Here is a 13,004-nt window from a genome sequence, read left to right on the forward strand (position 1 = left end):
CCCGCCGTCCCGGAAGCCGGGGAAGCCCTTCCCTCGGCGGCCCGCTCCTGCCAGTATCTGACGACTCGTCAGATACTGGCAGGAGGCCGTTTCCATGGGCAAGGCGTACATAGTCGGCGTCGGGATGACCAGGTTCGAGAAGCCCGAGAGCCGCGACTGGCAGTACTGGGACATGGCGAAAGAGGCCGGGACCAAGGCCCTCGACGACGCCGGAATCTCTTACGAGGACGTGGAGCAGGTCCCCGTCGGCTACTGCTTCCAGGCCTCGACCGCCGGGCAGCGCGCGGTCTACGAACTCGGCCTGACCGGCATCCCCGTCTACAACGTCAACAACAACTGCGCGACGGGTTCGAGCGCGCTGATGCTCGCCCGCCAGTTCGTCGAGGGCGGCCTCAACGACTGCGTGCTGGCGCTCGGCTTCGAGAAGATGCAGCGCGGCGCGCTCGGCGGGGGAGCAGACGGCGGCGACTTCAAGACGTCACCCGTAGCCAGGCACTACGGCATCATGGCCGCGAAGCACGGCTTCGAGATGTCCCCGCCCACCGCCCAGATCTTCGGCGACGCGGCCCGCGAGCACATGGAGAGGTACGGCACGACCGAGGCCCAGCTCGCCGCCGTCGGGGCCAAGAACCACCGGCACTCCGTGAACAACCCGTACGCCCAGTTCCAGGACCCGTACACCGTCGACGAGATCCTCGCCGCGAAGACCATCCACGCGCCGCTCACCAAGCTCCAGTGCTCCCCCACCTCGGACGGCGCGGCGGCGGCCGTCGTCGTGTCGGAGCGGTTCGTCGAACTCCACGACCTGGGCGACAAGGCCGTGGAGATCGCCGCGCAGGCCATGACGACCGACACGGGGGAGTCCTTCGCCTCCGGCTCCTGCATCGACGTCGTCGGCCAGCCCATGTCGCGCGCCGCCGCCACCCGCGTCTACGAGGACTCCGGGCTCGGCATCGAGGACGTCGACGTGATCGAGCTGCACGACTGCTTCTCCGTCAACGAACTGCTCACCTACGAGGCGCTCGGCATGTGCGCTCCGGGCGCCTCCGGCAAGCTCGTCGAGGAGGGTGCGACGACGTACGGCGGACGCTGGGTCGTGAACCCCTCCGGCGGCCTGATCTCCAAGGGCCACCCGCTCGGCGCGACCGGCATCGCGCAGGCGGCCGAACTGACCTGGCAGCTGAGGGGCGAGGCCGGCGCGCGCCAGGTCGCGGACGCCCGCGTCGGCCTCGCCCACAACATCGGACTGGGCGGCGCCGCCGTCGTGACCATGCTGCGCAGGTCCTAGTCCCGTCGTAGTCCCAGGGGACCAGGACCGGGTGCGCCGAAATCCTGATGTACTGACCGACAGCGGGCTGAGACCATGACACTCATGCTTGAAGCCCCTGCCGACATCGCGATATCCCGCAAGGCCGCGCCGCCCACCTGGCTCATCGTGGCGGCCGCCTGCGCCGGACAGTTCCTCGTCGTCCTCGACGTCTCCGTCGTCAACGTCGCCCTGCCGTCCATGCGCGCGGACCTGGGGCTCAGCGCCACCGGGCTGCAATGGGTGGTCAACGCCTACTCGATCGCGTTCGCCGGGTTCATGCTGCTGGGCGGGCGGGCCGGCGACCTGTTCGGGCGCAAGCGGATGTTCCTCGTGGGGCTCGGGCTCTTCACGCTCGCCTCCCTCGCGGGCGGCCTCGCGCAGGAGGGCTGGCAGCTGCTCGCGGCCCGCGCCGTCCAGGGACTCGGCGCCGCGGTCCTCGCCCCGTCGACGCTCACCATCCTGACGTCCGCCGTCCCGGAGGGCGCCGCCCGCGCCCGGGCCATCGCGACCTGGACCGCCGTCGGGGCGGGCGGCGGGGCGGCCGGCGGCCTCGTCGGCGGCGTGCTCACCGAGGGCCTCGACTGGCGCTGGGTGCTGCTGATCAACGTCCCCCTGGGCGCCCTGGTGCTCACGGCCGCCGCCCGCTGGATCCAGGAGTCGAAGGCCGGCGGCGAGCGGCGCCTCGACCTGCCGGGCGCTGTCCTCGTCACGGCGGGCACCGCGACCCTCGCGTACGGGGTCGTGCAGACCGAGGCCGAGGGCTGGGGCGCCGCCGCGACCCTGGTGCCGCTCGGCGTCGCCCTGGCGCTGATCGTGACGTTCCTCGCCGTCGAGGCACGCACGCGGCTCCCGCTGATGCCGCTCGGCCTGTTCCGGGTCCGTGCGGTCGCGGCGGCCAACGCGGCGATGTTCGTGTGCGGCATGGGCAGCTTCGCGATGTGGTTCTTCATGACCCTGTACGCGCAGAACGTCCTCGGCTACACCCCGATCGAGGCCGGCCTCGCCCTCGTGCCCAGCTCGCTCGCCGTCGTCGCCGGATCCAAGATCGCCCCGCGCCTGATGCGCCGCGCCGGAGCCCGGGCCGTCGCCGTGTCCGGCGTCCTCATCACGGCCGCCGGGTTCACCTGGCAGTCGACGATGGGCCCGCACGGCGGTTACGTCACCGGGATCATGCTGCCGGGCATGGTGATGATGGCGGGCGCCGGACTCGCGATGACGCCCCTGGCCTCGCTCGCCACCTCGGGCGCCGCGCCCGGGGACGCCGGTCTGGTGTCCGGACTCGTCAACACCTCGCGGACGCTGGGCGGTTCGCTCGGCCTCGCGATCCTCTCCACCGTGGCGGCCGGCCACTCCGCCGGGGGAACCGGGCCCGAGGACCTCACCGACGGGTACGCGGCCGCGTTCCGGTGGGGTGCGGGCATCCTCCTGGTGGCGGTGGTCCTGCTGGTGACGTGGATGCCGCGCGCGAAGGAAGCCCGGCAGCCCGCGAGTTGAGTGCGCCGGAGGCCGTCACAGCCACCCCTGCTGGCGCGCCTCCCGCAGCGCCTCCATGCGGTTACGGGTCCCTGTCTTGCCGATGGCCGAGGAGAGATAGTTGCGCACCGTCGACTCCGACAGATGCAGCTTGCCCGCGATGTCGGAGACCGTCGCACCGTCCACCGACGCCTTCAGGACGTCGCACTCGCGGGCCGTCAGCGGGTTCGGGCCCGCGCTCAGCGCGGCCGCCGCGAGCGCCGGGTCGATGACCGTCTCGCCGCGCAGGACCCGCCGGACCGCCTCCGCGAGGTCTTCCACCGGACCGTCCTTGACCAGGAATCCGGCCGCGCCCGCCTCCATCGCCCGGCGCAGATAGCCCGGCCTGCCGAACGTCGTCAGGATCAGGACCCGGCAGTCCGGGCACTCCTCACGCAGGTCCGCCGCCGCGTCCAGGCCGCTGCGGCCCGGCAGTTCGATGTCGAGGAGCGCCACGTCGGGCCGCGTCTCCAGCGCCCTGTCGACGATCGCGTCACCCGTCGCGACCTGCGCGACGACCTCGATGTCCTCCTCAAGACCGAGCAGCAGCGCGAGAGCGCCCCGCATCATGCCCTGGTCCTCGGCGAGGAGTACTCGTACGGACTTCGCGGGCCGGTGATCCCGGGGCATCTCGTTCACGGGCCCAGGGTAGAGCGCTCGTGAGCGCTGTCACCCTGCGCGTTCGGGCTCCAGCATCGCGTCCGGCTCCGCTTCGCCCGGCAGGGCCGGGAGTTCCGCCGTCACCGTGAAGCCGCGCGCGGCCGGGCCCGCCTCCAGGGAGCCGCCCGCCGCGCCGAGCCGCTCGGTCAGGCCCCGCAGGCCCGTGCCGCCGATGCCCGGCTGCGGCGGCTCGGCGGCGGCGCCGCGCCCGTTGTCGTGGACCCTGAGCCGCACGCGCTCCGGGGTGCCGTCGACGGAGATCTCGCAGCGGGCAGCCCCGCTGTGGCGCACCGCGTTCGTGACCGCCTCCCGCACCACCCAGCCGAGCAGCGCCTCCGTCTGCGCGGCGAGCGGCGGGCCCGACTGGCGCACGACGGGCTCGATCCCGGCCGCCGTGAGCGCCGAGCGGGCCCGGTCGAGCTCGGTGGTGAGACTGCCCTCGCGGTAGCCGGTGACGGCCTCGCGGATCTCGGTCAGCGCCTGCCGGCCGACGGACTCGATGTCCGACACCTGCGTGAGCGCCGCGTCGAGGTCGCGGTGCGCGAGCCGGCGGGCCGCCTCCGACTTCACCACGATCACGGAGAGCGTGTGCCCGAGCAGGTCGTGCAGGTCGCGGGAGAACCGCAGCCGCTCCTGCTCCACCGCGCGGTGCGCCAACTCCTCGCGGGCGGAGCGCAGTTCACGTACCGCCTCGGCCAGGGAGAGGATCGCGGCGGTCACCATCGTGGACAGGAACGTGCCGTACGCGATGTTGAGCGCGTCCCAGCCCTCCTTGAGACCGCCGATGGTCCCGGCGAGCGCGCTCAGGCCGAGGGCGACCTGGCCGAGGCGGCGGCCCCGCACGACCGCGCCCGTCGCCAGGCCGAGCAGCGGGAAGAACATCAGCCAGCTGCCGCCGTAGGTGATCGCGAGCCCGCAGGTGAGCAGGCCCATCGCGATCAGCGCCAGGAGCGTGTAGCGGGCCTCGCGCCGCCTCTTGTCGAAGGCCTGGAACACGATCGAGATGTACAGGCTGTTGAAGACGAACAGGCCGATGCCGCCGATCCAGGGGTTGGCCGTCTTGCCCTGGAGGAGGTTCGAGAAGGCGCCGAGCCCCATCAGGAGCCAGGGCAGCAGCGCGAATCCGTTCGGCGGCGGACCCATGGGCCCGCCCTCCGGCGCCCCGCTGTTCTTCGCGTCCTTGTCCCGGGCCCGCCACTCCGCCTTCCAGACGTCCCGGTCCGCCTTCCACTCCAGGCGGGCGTCCCGCAACTCGAACATCGCGCAGGTGACTCGGTGCTTCCAGGACATGGTTCCCCAGCTCCCCGTTCAGACGGTCCGCGCGGCCCTGCGGTACGACACCACAGCGTACGAACCGAAGGCCAGCAGCCAGGCGACGAGCACCGCGACAGCGGCGGCGGACGGCGCGTGACCGTCGGCGACGGCCGTGCCGAGCTGCGCGAACCGGTTCGTCGGCGTGTACGACGACACGGACTGCAGCCACCCGGGGAAGAGCGCGATCGGGAACCACAGGCCGCCGAGTACGGAGAGTCCCAGGTTGCACACCATGTTCGCGACACCCGTGGTCTGCGCGGTCAGCCGGTAGCCGTTGCCGAGTCCGAGCAGGGTGAAGGGGATCGAGCCGAGCCACAGCAGCAGGGCGATGACGGCCCACTGCCACACGTCCAGCCGCACCCCGTTGACCAGGCCGCCCGCGAGGAGCACCGCCGCGATCGACGGCAGCACCGTCACCGACCCCGTCAGGGCCCGGCCCGCCACCACCTGGCGCGGCGTCATCGGGGTGACCCGCAGCTGCCGCAGCCATCCGATCGTCTTGTCCTCGGCGACCCCGCCGCCGGTGTTGAGGGCCGAGCCCACCGCGCCGTAGGCGGCCATGCCGACCATGGAGACCGTCCTCCACTCGGGGTCGTTCTCACCGAGGTTGGTGAACAGCAGGTACATCAGCACCGGCATCCCGACACCGAAGATCACGAACATGGTGTCGCGCAGGGTCCTGCGCACTTCGAGCCTGATGTAGTCGATCATCGAACCGTCTCCAGATCCGTGTCGGAACCGCTGCCGGGACGGTTGTCCGAACCGCTGTCCGAACCGCTGTCCGAACCGCTGTCGGTACCGCTGCCCGAACGGCCGTCCGAACCGCTCGTCAGTGCCATGAACGCGTCGTCGAGCGAGGCCGGGGCGACCTCAAGACCCCGGATCGCGTTCAGTCCGGCCAGCGCGATCACCGTCGCGTCCGAGTCGTCCGTACGCAGCCTGGCCCGGTCCCCCCGAACCTCCACGGCCGTCACGCCCGGCAGCAGCGACAGGCCCTCCGTGCCGCGCCCGGCCAGGTCGAACGAGACGAGGCTGCCGCCCGCGGCTCGCTTCAGCTCCTCGCCGGAGCCGACCGCGACGACCTTGCCGTGGTCGATGACCACGATGCGGTCGGCGTGCGCGTCGGCCTCCTCCAGGTAGTGCGTGGAGAAGAGCACCGTGTGGCCGCGCCGCGCGTAGGCCCGCATCGACGCCCAGAACGCGTGCCGCGCCTCCACGTCGAGGGCGGCCGTCGGCTCGTCGAGCACGAGCAGGGCCGGATTCCCGGCCAGGGCCACGGCGAACCGCACCCGCTGGGTCTGGCCGCCGGACAGCTTGTCGACGCGCCGCTGCGCGAGCTCCTCGATGCCGGCCAGCGCGAGCGCGTCGGCGACGGGCATAGGCGCCGGGTAGCGGCCCGCCACGAAGGCGACCAGCTCGCGGACCGTGACCCGGGGGACCGCGCGGCCCTCCTGGAGCATCGCACCGACCTGCCCGGCGCGCACCGCCTCCTCGGGTGTGGTGCCGAAGAGCGAGACCGTGCCCTCGTCCGGGGTGTCGAGGCCCAGCAGGAGGGCGATCGTGGAGGACTTGCCCGCGCCGTTGCGGCCGAGCAGGGCGACGGTCTCGCCGCGCCGGATCTCCAGATCGACCCCGTCGACGGCGCGCACCGCGCCGAATGTCTTGACCGCCCCCGTGAAGGACACGGCCACCGGTGTCCCGTCTGTCATCGTCATGGCAAGGACGCTACGGGCCGGGGGCCGGGCGCGGCAGATGCCGGTTGTACGGAGCCGGGCAGTACAAATGTCACGGCCGTCCGGCCCGGCCGCCCGCCGACCGAATCTGACATGGCGTCAGGAGTCTTCCCAACTGTCGTGGTCTTGGCTATACATGGGATCGCCGGACTGGAACGCGTTCTAGAACGGGCGCGTGGCGCTCCACCAGAGTTCCTCCGGCCCAGCAACGACCTCGGTGCGACCGACGGTGCGGACGGCCGCACCGAGGTCTTCCCCGCACAAGGAGTCTTGAGTCTGATGCCGATCGACGCCGCCAAGGCCGTAGCCGCCGAACCCCGGTCCGCCGAGATCACCTGGGACCACAAGGACATCCAGCTCTACCACCTCGGCCTCGGCGCGGGCACCCCCGCCACCGACCCCGACGAGCTGCGCTACACCCTCGAGTCCCGGCTGCACGTCCTGCCCAGCTTCGCCACCGTCGCAGGCGCCGGAATGGGCGTCGTCGGCGGCCTTGCGGCCCCCGGCATCGAGGTCAACCTCGCCCACGTCCTGCACGGCGGCCAGAGCGTCGAACTGCACCGCCCCATCCCCGTGAAGGGCAGCGCGACCTCCACCTCACGCGTCGCCGCCGTCTACGACAAGGGCAAGGCCGCCATCCTCGTCCTGCGCACCGAGGTCGCCGATGCGGACGGCCCACTGTGGACCAGCGACGCGCAGATCTTCGTCCGCGGAGAGGGCGGCTTCGGCGGCGACCGCGGACCGTCTGCCCGCGTCGAGGCGCCCACCGGCGAACCCGACCGCACCGTCGACCGCCCCGTCCGCGAGGACCAGGCACTCCTGTACCGGCTCTCCGGGGACTGGAACCCCCTGCACGCCGACCCGGAGTTCGCCAAGCTCGCCGGCTTCGACCGGCCCATCCTGCACGGCCTGTGCTCGTACGGCATGACGCTCAAGGCCGTCGTCGACACGCTCCTCGACGGCGACGTGTCCCGCGTGCGGTCCTACGCGACGCGGTTCACCGGGGTCGTCTTCCCGGGCGAGACGCTGCGGATCAGGATGTGGCGCTCCGAGGGCCGGATCCAGGTCACGGTCACCGCCGTCGAGCGGGACGAGGCGCCCGTACTCGCCGACACCATCGTCGAACACGCCTGACCCCATCGGGACCCTTCGGGAGAGGAGCCGCACGCCATGCGCGCAGCCGTACTGCACGAGATAGGCCAGGACAAACTCGAGGTACTCGACGACGTCGAGGCGGTGGGCTTCGGGCCCGGCAAGGTGAGGATCCGGGTCAGGGCCACGGGCCTGTGCCACTCCGACGTGTCCGCGATGAACGGCGTGCTGCCGCAGCCCGCCCCCTTCATCCCCGGCCACGAGGGCGCGGGCGAGATCCTCGACGTCGGCGACGGAGTCACGAACGTCAAGCCCGGCGACCGCGTCCTGGTGTGCTGGCTCCCGGCCTGCGGCGCCTGTCCGGCGTGCAAACGCGGCCAGACCCAGCTCTGCCTCGCCGGGTTCATGAACGCGGGCACCCCCAACTTCAAGCGTCCCGGCGGAGATGTCTTCGGCTTCGCGGGCACCGGCACCTTCACCGAGGAGGTCGTCGTCGACGCGGGCTGCGCCGTACCCATCCCCGACGACGTGCCCTTCGACATCGCGGCCCTCATCGGCTGCGGCGTCACCACCGGGCTCGGCGCCGCCATCAACACCGCGGACGTGGCCGCCGGTTCGTCCGTCGCCGTCATCGGCTGCGGCGGCGTCGGCATCTCCGCGATCCAGGGCGCCCGGCTCAAGGGCGCCGCGCAGATCGTCGCCGTGGACCCCGTCGAGTCGCGCCGCGAGGCCGCCCTCAAGTTCGGCGCCACCGAGGCCGTCGCACCCGACGCCCTCGGGGACGCCAAGCAGCGCATCACCGCGGGCGAGGGCTTCGACTACGTCTTCGAGGTCGTCGGCAAGTCCGCCACGGCCCGTACCGCCTACGAGACGACGCGGCGCGGCGGCACCCTGTGCGTCGTCGGCGCGGGCGCCCTCGACGACTTCCTGCAGCTCAACATGTTCGAGCTGTTCTTCGACGAGAAGAAGATCCTGCCGTCCATGTACGGCGGCGGCGACGTCCTGACCTCCTACGAGCGGGCCATCGCCCTCTGGCGGGCCGGCCGCATCGACCTGGAGAGCCTCATCACGCACCGCGTGCAGCTCGCCGAGATCAACGAAGCCCTCGACCAGATGCGGACGGGCACCGCGCTGCGCACCTGCATCGAGATCTGAGAGAGGACCCCGATCCCCGATGGCATCAGAGTCACTGCCGCTTCAGGGCCTGTCCGCGATCGTCACCGGCGCGGGCCGCGGCCTCGGCCGGGCGGAGGCGCTCGAACTCGCCCGGCTCGGCGCGAGCGTCGTCGTGAACGACTTCGGACAGCCGGGCCGCGACGGCTCCGGCGGCGCCGACGCCACCCCGGCCGAGGAGGTCGCCGCCGAGATCCGGGCCGCGGGCGGGCAGGCCGTCTCCCACCTCGGCGACGTCGCCGACCACGAACAGGCCCGCGCTCTCGTCCAGTTGGCCGTCGACACGTACGGAAAACTCGACATCCTCGTCAACAACGCGGGCATCCTGCGCGACCGCATGATCTTCTCGATGAGCGAGGACGAGTGGGACTCGGTCATCCGCGTCCACCTCAAGGGCCACTTCAACACGAGCCACTTCGCGTCCGTCCACTGGCGCGCACGCTCCAAGGCGGCGGGCGCGCCGGTCTACGGCCGCATCGTCAACACCTCGTCCGAGGCGTTCCTCGCCGGCTCGGCCGGACAGCCGAACTACGCCGCGGCCAAGGGCGGCATCGTCGGCCTGACGACCTCCTCGGCCCTCGCCCTCGGCAAGTACGGCGTCACCGCCAACGTCATCTGCCCCCGCGCCCGCACCCGTATGACCGAGGACGTCTTCGCGGGCTTCGCGGAGCCCGGCGCCGGCGAGCTCGACCCGCTGGCCCCCGAACACGTGGCCCCGCTCGTCGGCTACCTCGCGTCCCCGGCCGCCGGGAACGTCAACGGCCAGCTGCTCGTCGTGCACGGCGGCATGGTCGCCGTCGTCGAACGCCCCAAGGTCTCCGCCAAGTTCGACACAGAGAAGGACGCGTTCAGTTACGAGGAGCTGGACGCGCTGCTCACCCCGCACTACGCGGACCGGCCGCCGAACGAGACATTCGCCGCGGCCGAGGTGCTCGGCCTCAAACACGCCTGACCCCATGGCGAAGGGGCCCGGAACCATACGGTTCCGGGCCCCTCCGTCATGCCGTTCAGCCCTGTTCGGACTGCACCTTGCGGTGCCGGCCGTGCGGCGCCGCGTTCTCGTCCCGCGAGGACACTCCACCACGGTGCCGGCCGGGACCGGCGGACCTGTCCGCCGCCTCCCTGGACTCCGTCGTGGTCATCTCCGCGTTCATCATCTCGGCCATCGAACAACTCACCCCGTAACAAGATCCTTCAAACAGCCGGGCGAGTCTAACCGGCGGGTGCCGCCTGTGTCCCGGCGGCCGGCGCGCGTCGCATGAGACCGGCTAGAGGAGCCTGCTGCAGAGGGACGGGACGGGCCGCCGCGGGCGGCTCGGGGGCCGTCCGCGGAACCTGTTCCCCCACATCCGCTACCCCCTCTACGGGTTCCGGCACCGACGTGCGCGCGATCCCGCAGGGCACCGACTCGGTGGCGTACGGGAGTTGCAGCTCACCGTCACGTGTCCAGGAGCCCGAGCCCGCCAACCAGCCCTGCGGAGCCGCGAGGTGATGCATCTGGCGCTCGGCGGGCCGCCACAGGCCCAGCCAGGTGCCCGCGGCGCCGTCGATCCGCAGCGCCACCGCACAGCTCTCCGGCATCAGCGTCTGACCCGGCTGGATCGCGAAGGGCGTCACCATGCAGTCGGCCAGACGCAGGCACTCCGGGAAGCGAACCGGCAGCGTCGAGCCCAGCACGCCCCAACCCAGGCGTTCTCGGCCCGGCGACGGCGCGTCCGAACGGATCAGGAGCAGTCCACTGTCCGGATCGGCGAGCACCAGGCGGTCCGCGCTGGACTGCGCGATCTGGAGCAGCGGCGTGACCTCGCCGCCCCGCCCCAGGTCCACCGCGACCGTCTTGACGGGACCCCCGTCGAGGGACCGGTCCAGGGCCAGCATCCGGCCCGCGCGGTCCAGCCACACCCCGCCCGAACAGTGCCCCGGGACCTCGGCCACGAACTCGGGCCCGAACGCCCCGCCCGCGACCATCCACACACCCGTCGACCGCTCGCCGACGGCGATGGCGTACGCGCATCTGCCGCCCGGCGCCGGCGGAAGCAGCGTCAACTTTCCACCGCTCACGGCCCCGAGAGGCACCTCGCCCGTTCGCGGACCCGTCGGATACAGCAGGGAGAAGGAGTGCCGGCCGTCCACCACGCGCCGGATGAGCACGCGCCCGTCGCCCATCGGCACGACCTCGGTCCCGGGCTCCTCCGGCTGATTCCCCGGCAACGGCACCGCGTACGGCTCGGGCCCGTCCAGCGTCCACCGCTCGGGAAACCAGGACGCACCGTCACACGCGAGCCGCGCGGCGTAGGCCCCGTCGGCCGTGATGACACAGGCGGGGCGGGGAGTGGCAGGAGCGGGGTCGGGGGCGCTCGCGGGGCGCGGGGCGCTGTCCGGGGGTTGGGTGTTCGCCGGTCCTGGGTGGGGGGTCGGGGGTTGGGTGTTCGCCGGTTCTGGGCGAGGGGTCGCAGGTTGCGCGGTCGCCGATTCCGGGCTGGCGTCCGGGGCCCGCCCGTGCTCCGGTCCTGGGGTGCCGTCCTGTCGGGGACCGGCGTTCTGGGCTTGCCCGAATTCCGGGGTGTGCCGGTTCTCCGACGGGTCTTCGTACTCCGGGGCGGGCCGGTTCTCCGGCGGATCTCCGTACTCCGGGGCGGGCCCGCTGTCCGGCGCACGCCCATACTCCGAGGCGCGCTCGCGCTGCGGTGCCCGCCCGGGCTCCCGGTCCGGGGCTGCGCCCGGCTCCGGGTCCGGGTCCTGTCCGTTCTCCGGATCGTGTCCGCTGTCCGGGGCCGGTCCGCGCGCCGGGCCCGGTCCGCTCCCCGGGTCCGTCGTGGGCTCGATCGCCAAGGCCGTCATGGGATCACTCACCTCCGGTTCGTCCGAGCCGAAGCTAGTTTTCGCACGCGCTGCCGTGGCACTCGCGGCTCAGGCTTCACACCAAAGGGTGGCCATGTCCGTATCTGCCTGAAAGGGGTGGGTCGGATGTGCTGGCACGTCCGGAAGTGCCTGATGTTAGGTTTGCCTAACCATATTTAGGCGGCGTGACGCCACGAAAGTTCGGAGCTGGAACACCCATGGCCCTGCGATCAAGCCCTCGCACCCGCGGCACCGTCGCCGTAGCCCTCGCCGTGGCCGCCGCCCTGTCGCTCGCGGCCTGCGGGTCGGGCAACTCGGACTCCGGCTCCTCCGCCGGCTCCGGCAAGTCCGACAACGGCAGCGGCTCCAAGGCCGTCGCCCAGGGCGGCGAGGACTTCGCCAAGGCGGCCTCGCAGACCGCGAAGATGGGCACGACCGCCAAGGCCGGTCAGTTCCCGCGCACCATCGAGCACGCCATGGGCAAGACCGAGCTCAAGGCGCAGCCCAAGCGGGTCGTCGTCCTCGACGTCGGCGAGCTCGACAACGTCGCGTCTCTCGGCGTCAAGCCCGTCGGCTACGCCCCCACCGAGGGCGACGACGGCGTCCCCTCCTACCTGAAGAAGGCGGCGGGCACCCCCAAGGACGTCGGCACGATCAACTCCCTCAACCTGGAGGCGATCGCCAATCTCCACCCCGACCTGATCCTCGGCAGCGAGCTGCGCGCCGCCAAGCTCTACCCGCAGCTCTCCAAGATCGCCCCGACGGTCTTCTCCATCCGCCCCGGCTTCACGTGGAAGGAGAACTACCTCCTCAACGCGTCGGCCCTCGACAAGACCGCCGAGGCCAAGGCGAACCTCGCCGCGTACGAGAAGAAGGCGGAGAAGCTCGGCGAGGACATCGGCGAGAAGAAGCCCACCGTCACGATGCTGCGCTACATGCCCGGCATGATCCGCCTCTACGCGAAGGCGTCCTTCATCGGCACGATCCTCGACGACGCCGGCATCCCGCGCCCCAAGAACCAGCAGGTCGTGGACCTCGCCACCGAGGTCAGCCCGGAGAAGATCGACCAGGCCGACGCCGACTGGATCTTCACCGGTGTCTACGGCGACGCGAAGAAGACCGACCGCGCCACCGCCGAGGGCAACCCGCTGTGGAAGAAGCTCGGCGCCGTGCAGAGCGGACAGGCCAAGGACGTCCCGGACGAGACCTGGTACCTGGGGCTCGGCGTCACGGCCGCGAACCAGGTCCTCGGCGACCTGCGCGGATACCTCGTCAAGTAGTCCGCCGTGCACCACGCCAAGTAGCCGACTGTCCGTGGCCGGTAGCGGTACGTGAGCCCGTACCGCCCCCGGCCGCAGCCGAATGTGCGC

The 13,004-nt window shown here is 71.9% G+C and carries 12 protein-coding genes; 6 read left to right on the forward strand and 6 right to left on the reverse strand.

All coding sequences use genetic code 11. The annotated features are described in order from the left end of the window. The first annotated feature begins 94 nt into the window (after positions 1 to 94). Positions 95 to 1,288, forward strand: a complete 1,194-nt coding sequence (locus CG723_RS05090; RefSeq protein ID WP_100592018.1) for a lipid-transfer protein — start codon at positions 95 to 97, stop codon at positions 1,286 to 1,288. 75 nt (positions 1,289 to 1,363) lie between these two features. Continuing rightward, a complete protein-coding gene (locus CG723_RS05095; RefSeq protein ID WP_100592019.1) occupies positions 1,364 to 2,803 on the forward strand; it encodes an MFS transporter in 1,440 nt (479 codons plus the stop codon). Positions 2,804 to 2,818: 15 nt separating this feature from the next. Here CG723_RS05095 and CG723_RS05100 read toward each other — a convergent pair whose 3' ends face one another. The 4 genes from CG723_RS05100 to CG723_RS05115 are packed head-to-tail and all read right to left on the reverse strand — an operon-like array spanning position 2,819 to position 6,510. After that, on the reverse strand, positions 2,819 to 3,451 hold the full coding sequence (locus CG723_RS05100) for a response regulator transcription factor (RefSeq protein ID WP_100592569.1): 633 nt from the start codon (positions 3,449 to 3,451) through the stop codon (positions 2,819 to 2,821). A gap of 39 nt (positions 3,452 to 3,490) precedes the next feature. Continuing rightward, positions 3,491 to 4,771, reverse strand: coding sequence for a sensor histidine kinase (locus CG723_RS05105; RefSeq protein ID WP_100592020.1), 1,281 nt, complete (start codon positions 4,769 to 4,771; stop codon positions 3,491 to 3,493). Positions 4,772 to 4,789: 18 nt separating this feature from the next. After that, positions 4,790 to 5,506, reverse strand: a complete 717-nt coding sequence (locus CG723_RS05110) for an ABC transporter permease (RefSeq protein ID WP_100592021.1) — start codon at positions 5,504 to 5,506, stop codon at positions 4,790 to 4,792. After that, on the reverse strand, positions 5,503 to 6,510 hold the full coding sequence (locus CG723_RS05115) for an ABC transporter ATP-binding protein (protein WP_100592022.1): 1,008 nt from the start codon (positions 6,508 to 6,510) through the stop codon (positions 5,503 to 5,505). Before CG723_RS05115 ends, CG723_RS05110 begins: the two co-directional genes overlap by 4 nt. A gap of 297 nt (positions 6,511 to 6,807) precedes the next feature. On the opposite strand from CG723_RS05115, the gene CG723_RS05120 reads away from it, so the two are divergent. Genes CG723_RS05120 through CG723_RS05130 form a run of 3 tightly spaced genes read left to right on the forward strand, consistent with a single transcriptional unit; the run spans position 6,808 to position 9,745 of the window. Then, complete coding sequence (locus tag CG723_RS05120; RefSeq protein WP_100592023.1) at positions 6,808 to 7,662, forward strand: MaoC/PaaZ C-terminal domain-containing protein; 855 nt, start codon at positions 6,808 to 6,810, stop codon at positions 7,660 to 7,662. Positions 7,663 to 7,698: 36 nt separating this feature from the next. After that, complete coding sequence (locus CG723_RS05125) at positions 7,699 to 8,775, forward strand: Zn-dependent alcohol dehydrogenase (protein ID WP_100592024.1); 1,077 nt, start codon at positions 7,699 to 7,701, stop codon at positions 8,773 to 8,775. A 19-nt stretch (positions 8,776 to 8,794) separates the two neighbouring features. Next, a complete protein-coding gene (locus CG723_RS05130) occupies positions 8,795 to 9,745 on the forward strand; it encodes a 3-oxoacyl-ACP reductase (protein WP_100592025.1) in 951 nt (316 codons plus the stop codon). A 55-nt stretch (positions 9,746 to 9,800) separates the two neighbouring features. Here CG723_RS05130 and CG723_RS46055 read toward each other — a convergent pair whose 3' ends face one another. Both CG723_RS46055 and CG723_RS05135 read right to left on the reverse strand, forming a co-directional pair. Then, positions 9,801 to 9,959, reverse strand: a complete 159-nt coding sequence (locus CG723_RS46055; protein ID WP_159032388.1) for a hypothetical protein — start codon at positions 9,957 to 9,959, stop codon at positions 9,801 to 9,803. Between the two features lie 46 nt (positions 9,960 to 10,005). Further along, positions 10,006 to 11,634 carry a hypothetical protein gene (locus tag CG723_RS05135; protein WP_234374154.1) on the reverse strand — a complete coding sequence of 543 codons (1,629 nt, stop codon included), beginning with the start codon at positions 11,632 to 11,634 and terminating at the stop codon, positions 10,006 to 10,008. A 218-nt stretch (positions 11,635 to 11,852) separates the two neighbouring features. On the opposite strand from CG723_RS05135, the gene CG723_RS05140 reads away from it, so the two are divergent. Continuing rightward, positions 11,853 to 12,914, forward strand: coding sequence for an ABC transporter substrate-binding protein (locus CG723_RS05140; protein WP_100592026.1), 1,062 nt, complete (start codon positions 11,853 to 11,855; stop codon positions 12,912 to 12,914). Positions 12,915 to 13,004 lie beyond the last annotated feature (90 nt).

It is taken from the genome of Streptomyces sp. CB01635 (assembly GCF_002803065.1).
Classification (GTDB): domain Bacteria; phylum Actinomycetota; class Actinomycetes; order Streptomycetales; family Streptomycetaceae; genus Streptomyces.

What these genes read in the sequence shown, in the direction of transcription:
- CG723_RS05110 (WP_100592021.1), bottom strand. Translation starts at nt 5,506, where the DNA reads ATGATCGACTACATCAGGCTCGAAGTGCGCAGGACCCTGCGCGACACC.
- CG723_RS05115 (WP_100592022.1), bottom strand. Translation starts at nt 6,510, where the DNA reads ATGACGATGACAGACGGGACACCGGTGGCCGTGTCCTTCACGGGGGCG.
- CG723_RS05125 (WP_100592024.1), top strand. Translation starts at nt 7,699, where the DNA reads ATGCGCGCAGCCGTACTGCACGAGATAGGCCAGGACAAACTCGAGGTA.
- CG723_RS05140 (WP_100592026.1), top strand. Translation starts at nt 11,853, where the DNA reads ATGGCCCTGCGATCAAGCCCTCGCACCCGCGGCACCGTCGCCGTAGCC.
- CG723_RS05105 (WP_100592020.1), bottom strand. Translation starts at nt 4,771, where the DNA reads ATGTCCTGGAAGCACCGAGTCACCTGCGCGATGTTCGAGTTGCGGGAC.
- CG723_RS05095 (WP_100592019.1), top strand. Translation starts at nt 1,364, where the DNA reads ATGACACTCATGCTTGAAGCCCCTGCCGACATCGCGATATCCCGCAAG.
- CG723_RS05120 (WP_100592023.1), top strand. Translation starts at nt 6,808, where the DNA reads ATGCCGATCGACGCCGCCAAGGCCGTAGCCGCCGAACCCCGGTCCGCC.
- CG723_RS05135 (WP_234374154.1), bottom strand. Translation starts at nt 11,634, where the DNA reads ATGACGGCCTTGGCGATCGAGCCCACGACGGACCCGGGGAGCGGACCG.
- CG723_RS05130 (WP_100592025.1), top strand. Translation starts at nt 8,795, where the DNA reads ATGGCATCAGAGTCACTGCCGCTTCAGGGCCTGTCCGCGATCGTCACC.
- CG723_RS05100 (WP_100592569.1), bottom strand. Translation starts at nt 3,451, where the DNA reads ATGCCCCGGGATCACCGGCCCGCGAAGTCCGTACGAGTACTCCTCGCC.
- CG723_RS46055 (WP_159032388.1), bottom strand. Translation starts at nt 9,959, where the DNA reads ATGGCCGAGATGATGAACGCGGAGATGACCACGACGGAGTCCAGGGAG.
- CG723_RS05090 (WP_100592018.1), top strand. Translation starts at nt 95, where the DNA reads ATGGGCAAGGCGTACATAGTCGGCGTCGGGATGACCAGGTTCGAGAAG.